This is a genomic window from Acidocella sp., assembly GCF_035535915.1.
Lineage (GTDB): Bacteria > Pseudomonadota > Alphaproteobacteria > Acetobacterales > Acetobacteraceae > Acidocella.
Genome location: NZ_DATLPB010000107.1, coordinates 17543 through 34100, shown reverse-complemented (window position 1 = coordinate 34100; position 16558 = coordinate 17543). Strand labels below are relative to the sequence as shown.

At 63.7% G+C, this 16558-nt stretch carries 12 protein-coding genes and 1 riboswitch; of the genes, 6 read left to right on the top strand and 6 right to left on the bottom strand.

The features are described from left to right. Positions 1 to 363: hypothetical protein (locus VNC39_RS14000; RefSeq protein ID WP_325400257.1), on the top strand; the 363-nt coding region annotated here is incomplete at its 5' end. On the opposite strand, the gene thiC is transcribed toward VNC39_RS14000, so the two are convergent. The 3 genes from thiC to VNC39_RS13985 all read right to left on the bottom strand — a co-directional run bounded on the left by thiC (position 360) and on the right by VNC39_RS13985 (position 3577). Next, positions 360 to 2195, bottom strand: coding sequence for a phosphomethylpyrimidine synthase ThiC (gene thiC, locus VNC39_RS13995; RefSeq protein ID WP_325400255.1), 1836 nt, complete (start codon positions 2193 to 2195; stop codon positions 360 to 362). The genes VNC39_RS14000 and thiC overlap by 4 nt on opposite strands. Before the next feature lie 49 nt (positions 2196 to 2244). Continuing rightward, a riboswitch (TPP riboswitch) is annotated at positions 2245 to 2365 on the bottom strand. A gap of 51 nt (positions 2366 to 2416) precedes the next feature. Beyond that, a complete protein-coding gene (locus VNC39_RS13990; protein ID WP_325400253.1) occupies positions 2417 to 2755 on the bottom strand; it encodes a hypothetical protein in 339 nt (112 codons plus the stop codon). Between the two features lie 195 nt (positions 2756 to 2950). Further along, positions 2951 to 3577, bottom strand: a complete 627-nt coding sequence (locus VNC39_RS13985) for a hypothetical protein (RefSeq protein ID WP_325400251.1) — start codon at positions 3575 to 3577, stop codon at positions 2951 to 2953. A 439-nt stretch (positions 3578 to 4016) separates the two neighbouring features. On the opposite strand from VNC39_RS13985, the gene VNC39_RS13980 reads away from it, so the two are divergent. The 4 genes from VNC39_RS13980 to phbB all read left to right on the top strand — a co-directional run bounded on the left by VNC39_RS13980 (position 4017) and on the right by phbB (position 11928). Beyond that, positions 4017 to 9836: an AAA family ATPase gene (locus VNC39_RS13980; RefSeq protein WP_325400249.1), complete on the top strand. Its 5820-nt coding sequence runs from the start codon at positions 4017 to 4019 to the stop codon at positions 9834 to 9836. Next, on the top strand, positions 9833 to 10468 hold the full coding sequence (locus VNC39_RS13975; RefSeq protein ID WP_325400247.1) for a response regulator transcription factor: 636 nt from the start codon (positions 9833 to 9835) through the stop codon (positions 10466 to 10468). The genes VNC39_RS13980 and VNC39_RS13975 overlap by 4 nt, the downstream gene beginning before the upstream one ends. 166 nt (positions 10469 to 10634) lie before the next feature. Then, entirely contained in the window at positions 10635 to 10994 is a 360-nt protein-coding gene (locus VNC39_RS13970) for a response regulator transcription factor (RefSeq protein WP_325400245.1), read from the top strand. A 211-nt stretch (positions 10995 to 11205) separates the two neighbouring features. Continuing rightward, on the top strand, positions 11206 to 11928 hold the full coding sequence (gene phbB, locus VNC39_RS13965; RefSeq protein ID WP_325400243.1) for an acetoacetyl-CoA reductase: 723 nt from the start codon (positions 11206 to 11208) through the stop codon (positions 11926 to 11928). 121 nt (positions 11929 to 12049) lie between these two features. On the opposite strand, the gene VNC39_RS13960 is transcribed toward phbB, so the two are convergent. Together VNC39_RS13960 and VNC39_RS13955 are read right to left on the bottom strand one after the other, a co-directional pair. Next, on the bottom strand, positions 12050 to 12394 hold the full coding sequence (locus tag VNC39_RS13960; protein WP_325400241.1) for a hypothetical protein: 345 nt from the start codon (positions 12392 to 12394) through the stop codon (positions 12050 to 12052). A 134-nt stretch (positions 12395 to 12528) separates the two neighbouring features. Beyond that, positions 12529 to 12969, bottom strand: coding sequence for a DUF983 domain-containing protein (locus tag VNC39_RS13955; protein WP_325400239.1), 441 nt, complete (start codon positions 12967 to 12969; stop codon positions 12529 to 12531). A gap of 142 nt (positions 12970 to 13111) precedes the next feature. Between VNC39_RS13955 and VNC39_RS13950 the strand changes: the two genes are divergently transcribed. Beyond that, the gene (locus tag VNC39_RS13950) at positions 13112 to 13993 is read left to right on the top strand and encodes a DUF72 domain-containing protein (RefSeq protein WP_325400237.1); all 882 of its coding nucleotides are present in this window, start codon (positions 13112 to 13114) and stop codon (positions 13991 to 13993) included. 21 nt (positions 13994 to 14014) lie between these two features. On the opposite strand, the gene ligD is transcribed toward VNC39_RS13950, so the two are convergent. Further along, complete coding sequence (gene ligD, locus VNC39_RS13945; protein WP_325400235.1) at positions 14015 to 16483, bottom strand: DNA ligase D; 2469 nt, start codon at positions 16481 to 16483, stop codon at positions 14015 to 14017. Positions 16484 to 16558 lie beyond the last annotated feature (75 nt).

The following is a 16558-nucleotide window of genomic DNA, read 5'->3' as shown; positions in this document are numbered from 1 at the left end:
CTCCTTCTGACGGCGGCCGGATGGTTGACGATCGCAAGTTCCGAAGCCGCGAAGGCCCAAATGATCAACCCTTACGGGCGATATAACGGCCCAACCCTTGGCAAGGAGGACTACGAATTAGCCAACAAAGCGGTCGAGCATCTGCTCAACGAAAATCCGCCAACCATCGGCGCTTACGATACGTGGCGGAATTCGGCTTCCGGCAATCATGGAAAATTCACGATCCTGAAGATTTTCACGTCAAAAGGAATGCCGTGCAGGAAAGTGAACTCTTCCACGTACTACCACAGGTCTGATTCCTATCGCCGCTTCACACTGGATGTCTGCAAAGTGCCCGGCGGCGACTGGAAGATCGTTCCCTAGTCAATCCGATCGATGGCCTGTGTCTCGCTTAACGCCACGTAGACCTTTCCCCCCCGCTCGGTGAACTTCGTGCTCATTTCCTCCATTCCGGCGGTTCGCGCGGCCTCTTCGCGGATATCGTGGCTGATCTTCATCGAGCAGAATTTCGGCCCGCACATGGAGCAGAAATGCGCGGTCTTGTGCGCCTCCTTGGGCAAGGTCTCGTCATGAAACGCTCGCGCCGTGTCCGGATCGAGGCCGAGATTGAACTGATCCTCCCAGCGGAACTCAAAACGCGCGCGGGAGATGGCGTCGTCTCGCAGCCGCGCCGCCGGATGGCCCTTGGCCAGATCCGCCGCATGCGCCGCCAGCTTGTACGTGATCACGCCGGTCTTCACGTCCGTGCGGTTGGGCAAGCCCAGATGCTCCTTCGGCGTGACATAGCAAAGCATGGCGGTGCCGAACCAGCCGATCATGGCGGCGCCGATGGCCGAGGTGATGTGATCATAGCCCGGCGCGATATCCGTGGTCAGCGGCCCCAGAGTGTAGAACGGCGCTTCGCCGCAGACGGCGAGCTGCTTGTCCATATTGGCCTTGATCTTGTGCATCGGCACATGGCCGGGCCCCTCGATCATCACCTGGCAGCCTTTGTCCCACGCCACGCGTGTCAGCTCGCCGAGCGTTTCCAGTTCGGCGAACTGGGCGGCATCGTTGGCGTCGGCATTGGAGCCGGGGCGCAAGCCGTCGCCGAGCGAGAAGGAGACGTCGTATTTGCGCATGATGTCGCAAATCTCGCCGAAATGCTCGTACAGAAAGCTTTCGCGGTGGTGCGACAGGCACCATTGCGCCATGATCGAGCCGCCGCGTGAGACGATGCCGGTGACGCGCCGGGCGGTGAGCGGAATATGCGCCAGGCGCACGCCGGCATGGATGGTGAAATAATCCACTCCCTGCTCGGCCTGCTCGATCAGCGTGTCCTTGAACACCTCCCAGTCGAGCTTGCCGGCATCGCCGCCGACTTTTTCCAGCGCCTGATAGATCGGCACGGTGCCGATGGGCACGGGCGCATTCCGCAGGATCCAATCGCGGATATTGTGGATGTTGCGGCCGGTGGAAAGGTCCATCACGGTATCCGCGCCCCAGCGTATGGCCCAGACCATCTTCTCGACCTCGTCCGCGACCGAGGAGGTGACGGCGGAATTGCCGATATTGGCGTTGATCTTCACCAGGAAGTTGCGGCCGATGATCATCGGCTCGACCTCAGGATGGTTGATGTTGGCGGGAATGATCGCCCGCCCGGCGGCGATTTCCGCGCGCACGAATTCCGGCGTGACGAAATCCGGCAGGGCGGCGCCAAAACTTTCGCCGTCGGCCAGGCGCGCGGCAGCGCCCTCAACAGCCTGGGCGCGACCGAGATTTTCACGATGCGCCACGTAGATCATCTCCTCAGTGATGATCCCGGCGCGGGCAAATTCAAACTGCGTGACCGGCGCCCCGGCCCGCCCGGCCAGGACCGCATGCCGCGCCGGGCAAGGCGGCACGAGCTGTTCGAGAGAGGCAAAGCCGTTATCTTCCGGCCGCACCGAACGGCCCGGCACGGCGTGGAACCCGCGCCCGGCAATCCAGCCCGCGCGTGTTTTTGGCGCGCCTTCGTTCAGATCGACATGGTGTTGCGGGTCCGTATAGGGGCCGGACGTGTCATAGAGCCGGGCGGGCGGCTCATTGGCGGTAGGGTGCAGCGCCACCTCGCGGAACGGCACGGCGATATCGGGCCGGCAAGGCGGCGCGGAATAGATCCGGCGCGAGCCGGCAATGGCGCCGGTGGTGACTTTGGTCGGTTCCGTTTGAGCCATCAAATGCACTCCCCTTCGATGAAACGGAAGGAGGGAGGGCCCGTCGGCACCTTGAAATCATCCCCGTCCCTCCGCCGGTGTTAGCCGGATCAGGTTCAAAGGGTCCGTCGCGGTGGGGCTCGGCCCCGGCAACATCTCAGCTCCCTCACGGAGCCCCCCTCGGTAAGAGCCATCGAGCATCAGGGATTGGTCGCTGTCAAGCCGTCCTGCCAATGCGTCAGCTAAGACCGGCCCCAAACCGTCATCACCACCCCGCCTGAGACGATCAACGCCCCGCCGACCAGAATCGGCAGGCCGGGCCTGACGCCGAACAGCGCGAAATTGAGGATCTGGGCGACGACGAAAAATAACGTCACATACACACCCAACAGACGTCCAAAGTCCCAGTTCGGTGCGTTCACTGACAGGCCATAGACGAACAGGATCACCGCGCCGGCCAGGAACAAGCCGATCCGGCCAAAGCCGTGAGGACTATGCAGGCCGAGCCTGACAAGCGCATCGCCACCGGCTTCTAGGCCGGCGGCAAGCAAAAGAAGAGCATAGGCAGCAAATGTTCCCATCGTCATCCAGCCATCGCAAAGCGGGTCAATTTGACAAGCAGATGCCCGGTGCCGGAGGCGGGCGCAATCCCCTGCCCCGTGCACATGGCAACAGACCGAAGCCGCCGCCGTTTGCTTCCTGGATGGCATAAATGGCCACGTCACAGCCGCGCTTGCACCTTGGAGCTTGCGCGCCGCTCAGACGCCACGGAATTCCTAGAGGATCAGCACCTTGTTCATGGTCCCCACCGGGGCGCCGGCGCCATGCGCCGCTTTCGATTTGTGCGCGGCGTTCGCGCTTTCCTTGACTAACGGGCCGGCCTTGACGACCGGCGGCGAAAGAGGCGACTGCTCCACTTTCTGCACGGCCGTTGCGGCCGGCGGCGCGGCCGCCATGGCGCCGCCCGACGCCGCTTCCCTCTGCCGGGCCACGCAATCATTTTCCTGCGGCGTCAGATAAGGGTTCGCCGGGCTCTGTCCGCCGCCATCCCAGCTCGGCCCCAGCGCGAACGCTTCGTGCGGCACCGCCAGCAAAGCGGTCATGCAAGCGGTTCCCGAAAGCGGTTTGACCGTTTTGCCTTGGCTCTTCTGCCGCACCGCCATCGCCTCTGTGAGGCGCGATTGCAGCGTCTGCAACCGGGCTGCTTCAGCGGCGCTGGAGGCCGGCAGGTCCCGGTTATAATAGCCGTCGTCAAAAGCCTGCTTTTGCAGATCCGGGGCCCCACTCAAATCCAGCAGGGTCGGGAACGACGTATTGAAGGGATTCTTCTGGCAATGAGCCGCAGCCTGAGGAAAATTCCCGCCGGCGGCTTCGACGGATCGGACGCACGAAACATCGCTCATGAGTGGCCGCGCCGCTTGCGGATGTGAACAGGCGGTACAAGCCAGAACCGTCACCGCAATCGGCAGGGCGCATCTGGAAAACGCGCCGCATGGCTGACGATGCCAAACAGCAACAATGGCGGATCTTAAGACCACTTGGATCATTGAAGCCTCCCCCGTAGGCGAAGGCTAATCAAGCCATGCTGTCCCGTCCAGAAAAAACGTTCCCACAACGATCCAGGAAAGCCGGCGCTCCATTCTGCCGACATGTTAAGGTAAAATGTTAAATACTTCTTATTGTTGGCATAAACCAGTCGTGGCGGTCTGCGCCTTCCCGGTCTAATATCCGTTTATGGTAACTAAGTTTACCAACTCTTCGACGGGGCCAGCCTTGCATGTCATCGAGCAACTCTGGAACGATGGCCTCATGCGTCTTGCGCGATGTTCGCTTGACGGCTCTTTGCCCGTTCTAGTTGTAGCGCCGCTTCATGACCATCCGCCGGCTTCGATTCTGCAAAGGCTGGAACATGAATATAAGCTGCGTGACGAACTCGACGCGGCATGGGCGGCGCGCCCATTGGCGTTGTGGCATGAAGGCGGCCGCGTGGCGCTGCTGCTCGAAGATCCCGGCGGCTGGACGCTCGATCGCAGTACCGGCGTGCCCTTGTCCATCGATGCGTTTCTGCGCCTCGCCATTCCGCTCACGGCTTCGGTCGGGCAGGCGCACGCGCGCGGCCTGATCCACAAGGATCTGAAACCCGCTAACATCCTGGTCGACCGGGCCGGCGGCGGCGTGCGGCTGACCGGGTTTGGCATCGCGACGCGCCTGCCGCATGAGCGGCAGGCCCCGGGGCCGCCGGAACGCATCGCCGGAACGCTCGCCTATATGGCGCCGGAACAGACCGGGCGGATGAACCGCTCGGTCGACGCGCGCAGCGACCTTTATGCGCTGGGCGTTATTTTTTATGAGCTGTTAACGGGGATCCTGCCCTTCACGGCCGCCGAGCCGATCGAATGGGTGCATTGCCACATCGCCCGGCAGCCGGTCCGGCCCGACGAACAAGCGGCCCATGTTCCCAAGACGCTGGCGGACATCGTGATGAAACTCCTCGGCAAGACCGCGGAACAGCGCTACCAGACCGCCGCCGGGGTCGAGGCGGATCTGCGCCGCGGCCTCGCTTCATGGGAAACGCTCGGGCGGATCGACCCGTTCCCGCTCGGCGCGCACGACGTGCCGGACCGCCTGCTGATCCCGGAAACGCTCTTTGGGCGCGAACGCGAAACGGCGCGCCTCCTGGCGGCATTCGAACGCGTGCTGGCGCAAGGTATGCCGGAGCTGGTCCTGGTGTCCGGCTATTCGGGCATCGGAAAGTCCTCGGTGGTGCAGGAACTTCATAAAGCCTTGGTGCCGCCGCACGGCCTGTTCGCCTCCGGCAAGTTCGAACGGTACAAGCACGACATTCCCTACGCGACCATCGGGCAGGCTCTGCACGGCCTCGTGCACGACATTCTCGGCAAGAGCGACGCAGAGGTCGGAAGCTGGCGGACCGCGCTGCGCGCGGCCACGGGGCCGAACGGCCAGTTGATCGTCAACCTCGTGCCGGAACTCGCCTTCATCATCGGCCCCCAGCCGCCCGTGCCGGACCTGCCGCCGCGAGACGCGCAACGCCGTTTCCATCTGGTGTTCTGGCGATTCCTCACCGTGTTCGCACAGGCGGCGCATCCGCTGGTGCTGTTCCTCGACGATTTGCAATGGCTGGACGCGGCGACGCTGGATCTCCTGGCCTATTTGTTCACCCGGGTGGAGACGCGGCATTTTCTGTTGGTCGGCGCCTATCGGGACAACGAGGTCGGCGCCGCGCACCCGCTGATGCGCATGCTGGCCGCCATCCGCGGCGCCGGCGTGCGGGTCCAGGACATCGTTCTGGCCCCTCTCGGGTTCGACGATGTCAGCCGGCTTGTCGCCGCGTCCCTCCATTGTGAGCCGGACCGCGCCGCGCCCCTGGCGCAGCTGGTGCAGGCCAAGACCGGCGGCAATCCGTTTTTCGTCATCCAGTTCCTGACCATGCTGGTCGAAGAGGGCGCGCTTCACTTCGACCCGGCGGTGCAAGCCTGGCAGTGGGATATCGATCGTCTCCGCGCCCGGGGGTACACCGACAACGTGGTGGCGCTGATGGCGGTCAAGTTGAAGCGCCTCCCGGCCAGCACCCGGGAGAGCCTGCAGGCCCTGGCGTGCCTGGGCAACGAGGCCGAGCTGGCCACCCTGGCCCTGGCGCACGGCACGAGCGACGCATTGCTGCACGAAACCCTTGCGGATGCCATGCAGGCCGGCCTCGTCGTCCGGCTCGAGGACGGGTACCGCTTTCCGCACGACCGCATCCAGCAGGCGGCCTACGCGCTGCTGCCCGAGTCCGAGCGCGCCGATGTGCATTTGCGCATGGGGCGGCGGCTCTTTGCGGGCATGACAGGAGATGACCGCGCGGAACATTTGTTCGAGATCGCCAACCAGTTCAATCGCGGCGCCGCCTTGTTAACCGACCGGCATGAGAAAGTCCGAGTGGCGGAGATCAACTTACGCGCCGGCCGCAAGGCCAAGGCCGCCGCGGCCTACGCGTCGGCCGGCGCGTATTTTGCCGCCGGGATGGCGCTGCTGAAAGACAGCGATTGGGGGCACGAACGCGCCCTGACCTTCAATTTGTGGCTCGAGCGCGCGGAATGCGCGTTTCTCACCGGCGATCTCGCGGCAACCGAGCGTTTGCTCGCCGCGCTGCGGCAACGCGGCGTGTCGAAACTCGACCTCGCCGCCGTGTGCCAGCTGCAAATCCTGCTGCATACCGTGCGGTCGGAAAATCAACAGGCTGTGGCCAGTGCGCTCGCCTGCCTGCACCTGTTCGGCATCGACATCTCCGCGCATCCGCCGTGGGAGCAGGTCCAGTCCGAGCATGAAATGGTCTGGGAATCGCTCGAGGGGCACCCGCTCGAAAGTCTGATCGATCTGCCGCTGATGACCGATCCGGCATTGCAGGCCGCGATGCAGGTTCTCTCAACGCTGCTGGGCCCCGCGTACTTTACCGATTCGCAGCTGTTTTTCTGGCTGGTGTGCCGCATGGTGAATATCACCCGGCAGCATGGCGCCTGCGGCGCGTCGGCGCACGGGATTGCATATTTCGGCTGCATCCTTGGCCCGGCCTTTCACCGTTACAATGAGGGATATCGGTTCGTGAGGCTCGCCGTCGGCCTGGTGGAGAAGCACGGCTTCATCGCCGACCAGGCAAAGGTTGAGCATTCCATGGGCATCGCGGCGCTCTGGACGCAACCGATCGCGACCGCGATCGACTTCAATCGCGCGGCCATTCGCACGGCCGCGGAGACCGGGGATCTGACCTCCGCCTGCTACAGCATGGAACGGTACGACAAGCTGCTGATGTACCGGAATGATCCGCTCGACATCGTATGGCAGGCGTCGGAGGAAAGCCTGGCCTTCATTGCCAAGGCCGGGTTTCGCGACATCGCCGACATGATCGTCAGCCATCAACGCTTCATCGCCGTCATGCAGGGCCGGACGTCGAGCCCCGCCAGCTTCGGCGACGCGCCATTCGATGAGGCGGCATTCGAAGCCCAGTTCACCGCGGACCGGACCGCCATGATGGTCTGCTTTTACTGGATTCTGAAACTGAAGGCGCGGTTCCTGTCAGGAGACTATGAAGCCGCACTCACGTCTGCCGAAAAGGCGAAGGCGCTGCTGTGGAGTGCCGCCGCCCATATCGAGCTGCTCGATTATTTCACCTATGGCGCGCTGACGATGGCCGCTCTTTACGATACCGCGCCGCCGGCGCAGCAGGCCGAGTGGCGCCATGCGCTCAGGGCCCACCAGGACCAGCTGCGTGAATGGGCCGACAGCTACGAGCCGACTTTCGGCGGCATGCATGCCTTGATCTCGGCCGAACGCGCGCGCCTCGAAGGCCGCGATGCCGACGCCATGGGGCTGTACGAACAGGCGATCCAGTCCGCCCGCCGGCATGGTTTCGTGCAGAATGAAGGCCTCGCCCATGAGGCGGCGGCGCGCTTCTATGCGGCGCGAGGGGGCGAGACGATCGCACAAACATGCTGGCGGAATGCGCATTTCTGCTATCTGCGCTGGGGCGCGGCGGGAATCGTCAGCCGGCTCGAACGGGCGCACCCGTGGCTCCGCGACGAGCCGCCGCCGCCTTCCGGCACCATGCTCGGCGCCGGTGTGGAGCAATTGGACGCCAGGGCCATGATGAAAGCATCGCAAGCCCTTTCTGGCGAAATCGTCCTGGACCGGCTCATCGAGACCCTGATGACGCTCGCGCTCGAGCATGCCGGTGCCGAGCGCGGTTTGCTGGTCCTGCTGCCAGGCGACCGGCCAAGGGTCGGCGCCGAGGCACGGATCGATCGCAAGACCGTCACCGTCACGCTCCGGCATGACATCGTCACGCCGGCCGACATGCCTGACTCCGTCCTGTGCACGGTGACCCGAACCGGCCAAAACTTGATTCTGGATGACGCGACGGCGCAAACTTCTTTTTCCGCCGATGCGTATGTCCGCCAGAAACGGGTCCGGTCGGTTCTTTGTTTGCCCTTGTTGAAACAGACCAAGCTGGTCGGACTGCTCTATCTCGAGAACAATCTGGTTTCGCATGTCTTCACGCCGGCGCGGGCCGCGATTCTGCAGCTCCTGGCCTCGCAGGCCGCGATTTCTCTGGAGAATGCCCACCTCTATGCAGACCTGCTCCGGGAAAATCACGAGCGGCAGGCCGCCGAAGCGGCGATGCGGGTGAGCGAGGCGCGGTGGCACAGCCTGTTCGTCAATGTTCCGGTCGGCGTCACCTCGTTGGGGACAGACGGGCGCTTTGCCGAAGTCAACCCGGCCTTTTGCACGATGACCGGCTATTCCGCGGCGGAACTCCTTGAGCTTTCGCCGGCCGACATCACGCTTGAGGATGACCGCCCCGCCACCGAGGCGTTCATCGCGGCGCAAACCGCCGGGACGCTGGCCACGCCGCGCATCGAAAAGCGCTATCGGCGCAAGGATGGAAACATCATCTGGGTCGAGGTCAGCGCCTTTCGGGCGTCACGCGTGGAGAACCTGCCGTTGCGGGCCGCGGTGTCGGTCGACATCACGGAGCGCAAGCGCGCCGAGACCGCGCTGCGGCGCAGCGAGGCCTACCTGGCCGAGGCGCAGCGCCTGAGCCGCACCGGCAGCTTTGGCTGGAACGTCTCCCGCGACGACATTTTCTGGTCGGCGGAAAGTTCCAATATTTTCGGCTACGAACAGGTGTCATCCGCCAATATCGAGATGGTGCTGCAACGGGTTCATCCGGAAGATTTCCCCCTTGTGCAGCGCGTCATCGAGCATGCGTCGCAAACAGGGAGCGATTTCGATTTCGAGCATCGCCTGCTGATGCAAGATGGCGCGGTGAAATATGTTCACGTGGTCGGCCGCGCCGTGAGGGATCCGGCGGAGGAGCTGGAATTCATCGGCTCCGTGATGGACGTCACCGCGGCCAAGCATGCCGAGGAGGAGCTGCATGCGGCGCAAGCGACCCTCACGCATGCGGCGCGGGTGATGACCCTGGGCGAACTGGCGGCCTCGATCGCGCATGAGATCAACCAGCCGCTGGCCGCCATCGCCACCAGCGGCAATGCCTGTCTGCGCTGGCTCGCCAGGACGCCGCCGGATCTCATGGCGGCCCGGCAGGCTGCGGCGCGGATCGTGCAGGATGCCCACCGCGCGGGTGAGGTGATGCGCAGCCTGCGGGCACTGACGTCGAAATCCGAACCCCGACTGTCCGCGTTCGACATGAATGACGCGATCAGGGACGCGCTGCTGTTCGTCAGAAACGACATCCACCGGCAGGGCGTCATACTGAACACCGAGCTCGCCGCCGACATCCAGCCGGTGCTGGGCGACCGCGTACAGCTGCAACAGGTGTTGCTGAATCTCATCACGAATGGAATCGATGCCATGGATACGGTCACGGAAAAACCCCGCGCCCTCACGATCAGTTCGGAATGCTGCCCGCCGGACAGCGTGCTGGTGAGCGTGAGGGACACGGGCACCGGGGTCGACCCCACTGTTGCCAAGCATATTTTCAGTCCATTCTACACCACGAAATCGGAGGGCATGGGGATGGGACTCTCCATCAGCAAGACGATCATCGAGGCCCATGGCGGCGAACTCTGGGCCCAACCCAACATGCCCCAGGGTGCGATTTTCCAGTTTCGGCTGCCGGCCGCCGGTCAGGGGGTCGCATGACCGAAGCCCAGTCCTTCGTCTTTGTCATTGATGACGACGCCTCCGTGCGCACCGCGGTCGAGGATCTGCTGCGCTCCGTCGGGTTGGCGGTGCGAACCTTCGGATCGACGCAGGAATTCCTGCAAAGCAAGCTGCCTGACGCCGCGGGGTGCCTGGTGCTCGACGTGAGGATGCCCGGGCAGAGCGGCCTGGAATTCCAAAGGATGCTCGCGGCAACCGGGATCCATCTCCCGATCATCTTTATCAGCGGTCACGGGGACATTCCGATGTCGGTACGGGCGATTAAATCCGGCGCCATCGAATTTCTGACGAAGCCGTTGCACGAGCAGGAGCTGCTGGATGCGATTCAGAGTGGAATCGAGCGCGACCGCGCCCGGCGCCAGAACGCCAAGGCCGTGACCGAATTGCAGGAGCGTTTCGAATCACTGACCGGGCGCGAACGCGAAGTCCTCGAACTCGTCATCACCGGGCAGCTCAACAAGCAGATCGCCGCCCAGTTGGCGCTGAGCGAAGCCACGGTCAAGGTCCATCGCAGCCAGATCATGCATAAGATGCGGGCGCGGTCCCTGGTGGACCTGGTACGCATGGCTGACGCGCTCGGCGTTTCTAAGCCAAAGTCGAAAATGAGCTAAACTAAAGCTGTAGATATAACCGCCGAACGGCGCGCTCGAATATCGAAAAAGCATGGGATCGGTTGCCACGGGCGAGAGGAACTCCTTCCAACGCGCAATGGTTTGCACCCGCGAATGGCGCTAACTTCGCGCGGGAGACAGGAGATCGCAATTGCCGAATGAGTCCATGATCTCGATCGTCGATGACGATGCGTCCGTTCGCGAAGCGTTAAAGGATCTCATCCGCGCGATGGGATTCTCCGTTGAAACGTTTGCGTCTGCCGAAGATTTCCTGCGCTCGGGCGATCTTTCGAAAACGGACTTCTTGATCACCGACATGCGCATGCCCGGCATGTCGGGGCTGGAGCTGCACCACCGGTTGCGCGCCATGGGCGCGCCGGTGCCGATGGTGTTGATCACGGCCTTCGCCGACGAGAAAGAAAAGACGCGGGCCTTGCATGCCGGTGTCATGGGGTACCTGACCAAGCCGTTCAATGAGGCCGAATTGCTGGCCAAAATTCGCGCCGCGCTCGATGGGGAAGATTAAGTCCAAGGCTCCGGGCGCCCCCCCTCTTCCATGACGAAAACCATCGGCGCCTTGCGCCAGTTCCTGCCGTCGCCGGCATGCCGCCGCTCTTCCCCTATCGGCGGGCATTTGATTTATCTCATGGAAATGCATCGAATCCGGTGACTAGGTAGGCTTGAGCAGGTTGAAACGCCGTGCATTCATTGCCGCTTCGTTGCAAGGAGAAGGTGGCATGCCCAGAATTGCGATCGTGACCGGCGGCACGGAGGGGATTGGCGCCGCCACAGCGGAACGATTGAAGCAGGCCGGCTACGTTCCCGTGGTGACTTACGGTCATAACGACCATGTTGCCGAGGCGTTCGCGTCCCGCACCGGCATCGCCGTCCGCAAATGGGACGTGGCGAATTATCCGGCGTGCGAAGCCGGTGTCAGCGAGATCGAACTCGCCTTCGGGCCGGTTGACGTGCTGGTCAACAATGCCGGCATCACCACGGATTGCATGCTTCACAAAATGGCGCCCGAGCAATGGCACCGCGTGATCGAGACGAACCTGACCGGCTGCTTCAACATGTGCCGCATGGTCATCGCGGGCATGCGCGAGCGGCGTTTCGGCCGCATCGTCAATGTCAGTTCCATCAACGGCCAGGCCGGCCAACTCGGCCAGGTCAACTACGCCGCCGCGAAAGCCGGCATGATCGGCCTCACGAAATCCCTGGCTCTGGAGAGTGCCGGACGCGGGATCACGGTGAACGCCATTGCCCCCGGCTATACCGACACGCCTATGGTCGCGCATGTGCCACCGGATATATTGAAAGCGATCATTGCCAGAATTCCCGTCGGCCGTCTGGCCCAGGCGTCGGAGATCGCGCACGCGATCGCCTTTCTTGTCTCGGATGAGGCCGCCTATATCACCGGCTCAACCCTCACCATCAATGGCGGCCAATATCTGGCCTGATGCGCCTGCCGCGGCGCAAAAACTTTTTGTTAATTGGGCCGGCGGCGGTGAAACCGGCACGGCCCAAAGTTAACAAAAGTTTTTTTGCTTCTTTTTGTTCACAAAAAGAAGCGCTTTCTTTTTACTTTGAACCGCCGCCACCACCGGATGACCCGGTGCCAGCAGGCCCGCCACTCGTGGGATTACCCGTGCTGCCGGACCCGACCGCGCCATTGCTCATCCCGTTGCCGCCGGTGGAACCGTTGCCCATCGCAGAGCCCATTTGATTACGGCCGGACCCATAGGCACCGTTTCCCGCAGTGCTGCCGCCTGTCGCTCCGGTGCCGTTATTCAAGTTGCCCGTGGCGCCGGTGCTTGTCCCGGCCGAACCGTTGGAAGACGTGCCCGCCGCGCCGCCATTATACTGCGCCAAGGCCATGCTGGAGCAAAATAGTGACAGTCCGAAAGCGGCAGCGAATGCGATCATGCGTGATTTCATTTCATTCTCCCTCTCGCGTTATGACGCAAAGCGGGACTTGGCCATGGCGGGCAACGAATACCACGCTTCCAGCATGAAACGGTGATGTGAAAAAAGTTAGTCGGCGGGAATGGCCGTCAGGATCAGCCTGCGTCGGATGTCGTGCCCTCCGGGCGCAGCACGTTCATCTTGAGCATCACGGCAAGCGTCAGGGCGCGAACCGGCCGCACCAGCGCGAGTTCGAAAAGGATGCAGGCGGGCACGAACACGGCGATAAAACGCACGAGGCCGGGGCGCCATAACAAGGCGCTGACGATCATGACTGCACCCATCACGCCAAGCCCCAACAAGATGGTGAGGTAGGAAGGCAGCAACTCCAGCCGCACGCGGCCAAGCGGCGCCGCGCAATGCGGGCAGACCGGTTTTATATCGATAAAACCACGAAAAACTCCGGCATGGCCGCAAGCAGGGCAACGCATCGCCAAGCCCCGCGCCAGCGCCAGGCCCCAACCCGGCATGGGCACGCGGTCGTCCGGCACCAGAGGGGGCGGCCAGCGCACCGGCCCCTGATCCGCCTCCGCCATCAGCCGAGTGCCCGCATGGTGAGATCCCTTACCCTTCACGCCATAAAATACTGGCTCAAAAACTCCCGGTGCGTATATGGTGTCGTTTCTATCCCAGGACAAAACGGGAAAACCGATCATATGCCGTCATGAAGATCTTTCCATGACCCAGCAAGGTGAAATCCGCATCGGCATTTCCGGTTGGCGTTATGCCCCTTGGCGCGGGGTCTTCTTCCCCCCAGGGCTGCCGCAGCACGACGAGCTGGCCTTTGCCGCGCAAAAATTCCGCACGATCGAAATCAACGGTACGTTCTATGGCACGCAACGGCCGGAGAGTTTCGAGACATGGCGTGAGACGGTTCCTGAGGACTTCATGTTCGCCGTCAAGGCCCCCCGGTTCATCACCCACATCAAGCGCTTGCGGGATGTGGAAGCGCCGCTGGCAAATTTCCTCGCCTCCGGCGTTCTCCGGCTCGGGCCCAAGCTGGGGCCAATTCTCTGGCAGTTTCCCCCCACCCTGAAATTCGACGCCGGCCTGTTCCAGGCATTCTTGCAGATGCTGCCGCACGATACGATGGCCGCCGCCACGCTGGCGAAACATCATGATTCACGCTTGCGCCACCCGGATTTGTCCGAAATGACGCAGCGGCGCGCATTGCGGCACGCGCTGGAAATACGCCATGAAAGTTTTCGCACCGCCGCGTTTATAGAATTGCTGCAACAGGCCCGCGTGGCGCTGGTCTGCGCCGATACGATGAAATGGCCGCGGCTGATGAATGCCACCGGAGATTTCATCTATTGCCGACTGCATGGCCCGAAGGAGCTCTATGCGAGCGGCTACGACGACAAGGCCCTCGCAACCTGGGCGCGGCGCGTGCGGGCCTGGACGAAAGGCGATGAGCCGCCGGACGCGGAATTCGTGGCCGACGCGCCGCGCGGCAAAAAGATGGCCCGCGATGTGTTCCTGTATTTCGACAATGACATGAAGGTGCACGCGCCGGTTGACGCGGCGAAGCTTGCCGCGCAACTCGGCGCCCAGCCTTAAACAAGCTGAATCGTCAGCCGCTCAGCGCGCCGCGGCGGCGCGCAGGGCGGCGGCGGAAAGACTCTGCGGCTCGGTACCGGCCCAGGGATCGGTGTGCGTCTGCAACGCTTCCTGCGCGCGCGGGATGGTCATGGCATCGGCGGCCTCATACTGCGCCAACGCGCTCCAACGGCACGGCCAGGCGACGCTCGCCGCCCCCCGCGCGCGCGGGGAATAGGGAGCGATCGCTGTGGCCCCCGCCTCGTTGCGAAAATAATCGATGAAGATGCGGCCATGGCGTTTGGCCTTGCTCATGGTGGCGACGAAGCGCGCCGGCTCATCCGCCGCCAGGCGCTGCGCGATGTTGCCGCAGAAATCCTTGATCGTGGCAAAATCATGCTGGCGCCGCAGCTTCACGACCACATGGATGCCCTTGCCGCCGCTGAGCAAAGGCAAGCTCTCCAGGCCCAAAGCTGCCAGCACCTCCCGCAGGCGCATGGCGGCGGATCTGATCTCGGCGAAGGGCAGATCGGGGTCGGGATCGAGGTCGAAGACCAGCCGGTCCGGGATGTCCGGCTTGTCCCGCCGGGCCCCCCAGAGATGGAATTCCAGCGTGCCCATCTGCACCGCATCGATGAGCGCCTCCTGCGACTGCGGATAGATATAGCGCCCGGTCTTGCCGCCGGCGCCGGAAACTTCCTGCTCACCCCACGCCTTGCCGAAACCGGCGGCGAGGCGACGCTGGAAAAAACAGGATGGACCGACGCCGTCCGGGCAGCGCACCAGGGACACAAACCGGTCTTTCAGATAGGGCCACATCAACGGGGCGGCGCGCTGGACATAGGCGGCAAGATCCGCCTTGGTCAGTCCGGCCTCGGGATAAATCGCTCTGTCCGGATGGGTGATGTGCGGCACGGCGTCGGACTTGGGCATTTCGCGAGCCTCCGTTGCGGGCTTGTCACCGCGCAGGCCGATGAAGCGGCCCTGGCGGATCAGCCCGTCTTGCGTCCAGTCCGCAAAGGCGATCTCGGCAACAAGCTCCGGCTTCACCCAGACCACGCCCCGGCGCAACAACGCGGGCACGGGGCACGCCGGATCGTCGCGGCGGTTTGCATCCCGCCAGGCGGCGAGCTGCCCCAGCGTGTCCTGTGAAAATCCGGTGCCGACGCGGCCGGCATAGCGCAGGCCACCTGCCTCCCGCACGCCCATCAGCAAGGAGGAGAACGGGCGGGACGGTTTTGTGGACGGGGCGAAGCCGATGATCACGAATGCCTGGCCCTGCCGGCATTTGATCTTCAGCCAATCCAGATGCCGGCTGGGGCGGTAGGGGGCGTCGGCGCGCTTGGCGATCAGCCCTTCCAGCCCATGCGCGCAGGCGGCGGCGAGCAGCTTGTTGCCGTCGCCGGAAAAACTCTCGCTGAGCTGCAGCGGCGCCTCGGGCTTCGGGGCGCCCAGCAGGCGTTGCAGCAAAGCGCGGCGGCGCGTGAAAGGCTGTTGGCGCACATCCTTGGCCTTGTGGACCAGGATATCGAACAGAAAACAGGAGAGCGGCGCCGGGCTCCTGCCTTCCAGCGCGGCGACGAGGGCGCCGAAACTCGTCACGCCGTTACGGCCGATCACGGTGATCTCGCCATCCAGCAGCGTGGCTGGCAGGCCGAGCGCCGCGACAGCGGCGGCGATGGCGGGGTAACGGTCCGTCCAGTCCAGGCCGGAGCGGGTATAGATGCGGACGGCCTCGCCATCGGCGGCGATGAGCGCGCGGTAGCCGTCATATTTGATCTCGAAAAGCCAATCCTTCCCCGCGGGCGGGGCCTCGACCAGCGTTGCGAGGGCGGGCGGCGCAAAGGCGGGCGGGTCGCCCTTGGCGCGGGGTGCCGTCGGTGCCGGCATGGCGCCGGCGGCGATCTGCGGCATCGAGCGGCCGGACTGCACGGAGCTGGTTTCGCGGTCGAGCAGGTCCGGTTCGGTGCCGGCAAATTCGTCCCGTTCCTTGATCAGCAGCCAGTTCTCGGTCTTCTCGCGGTCCCGGGGGCGCATGCGCACCAGCGCCCACCGCCCATGCAGGCGCTTGCCGTGCAGCCGGAAGGCGAGCTTGCCCTTGGCCAGCCCCTCATGCGGATCGCCGAGCGGTTCCCAGCTTCCGGTGTCCCACAACATCACCGTGCCGCCGCCATACTGGCCTTGCGGGATCGTGCCCTCGAAATTTCCATAGTCCAGCGGATGATCCTCGGTGCGAACGGCGAGGCGCTTGTCATGGGGGTCGTAGCTCGGACCGCGCGTGACGGCCCAGCTCAGCAGCACGCCGTCCAGCTCCAGGCGAAAATCATAATGCAAGCGCCGCGCATCGTGCTTCTGGATGAGGTAGCGGGCACCGGCGGGCAGCACAATGGCGCCGCTGGGCTCGGCGGTCTGGCCGAAACGACGCTTGGCGCGGTAGGGCGCAAGCGCGGCTTCGGCACCGGGGGATTTCGCCGGCATCCCGCTGCGGGGCAAAGGGCGCGGCGTGGCCATGGCGCGCGGCGATCTCCTTCGATGAAACTGGGTTCTTTAAAAATAAGGGGCTGTCCGAGATATTTCCATCGCAAT

Coding starts and splice junctions, on each gene's coding strand:
- VNC39_RS13975 (WP_325400247.1), top strand. CDS start 9,833: ATGACCGAAGCCCAGTCCTTCGTCTTTGTCATTGATGACGACGCCTCC.
- VNC39_RS13950 (WP_325400237.1), top strand. CDS start 13,112: ATGACCCAGCAAGGTGAAATCCGCATCGGCATTTCCGGTTGGCGTTAT.
- ligD (WP_325400235.1), bottom strand. CDS start 16,483: ATGGCCACGCCGCGCCCTTTGCCCCGCAGCGGGATGCCGGCGAAATCC.
- VNC39_RS13960 (WP_325400241.1), bottom strand. CDS start 12,394: ATGATCGCATTCGCTGCCGCTTTCGGACTGTCACTATTTTGCTCCAGC.
- phbB (WP_325400243.1), top strand. CDS start 11,206: ATGCCCAGAATTGCGATCGTGACCGGCGGCACGGAGGGGATTGGCGCC.
- VNC39_RS13970 (WP_325400245.1), top strand. CDS start 10,635: ATGATCTCGATCGTCGATGACGATGCGTCCGTTCGCGAAGCGTTAAAG.
- VNC39_RS13985 (WP_325400251.1), bottom strand. CDS start 3,577: ATGAGCGATGTTTCGTGCGTCCGATCCGTCGAAGCCGCCGGCGGGAAT.
- VNC39_RS13990 (WP_325400253.1), bottom strand. CDS start 2,755: ATGGGAACATTTGCTGCCTATGCTCTTCTTTTGCTTGCCGCCGGCCTA.
- thiC (WP_325400255.1), bottom strand. CDS start 2,195: ATGGCTCAAACGGAACCGACCAAAGTCACCACCGGCGCCATTGCCGGC.
- VNC39_RS13955 (WP_325400239.1), bottom strand. CDS start 12,969: ATGGCGGAGGCGGATCAGGGGCCGGTGCGCTGGCCGCCCCCTCTGGTG.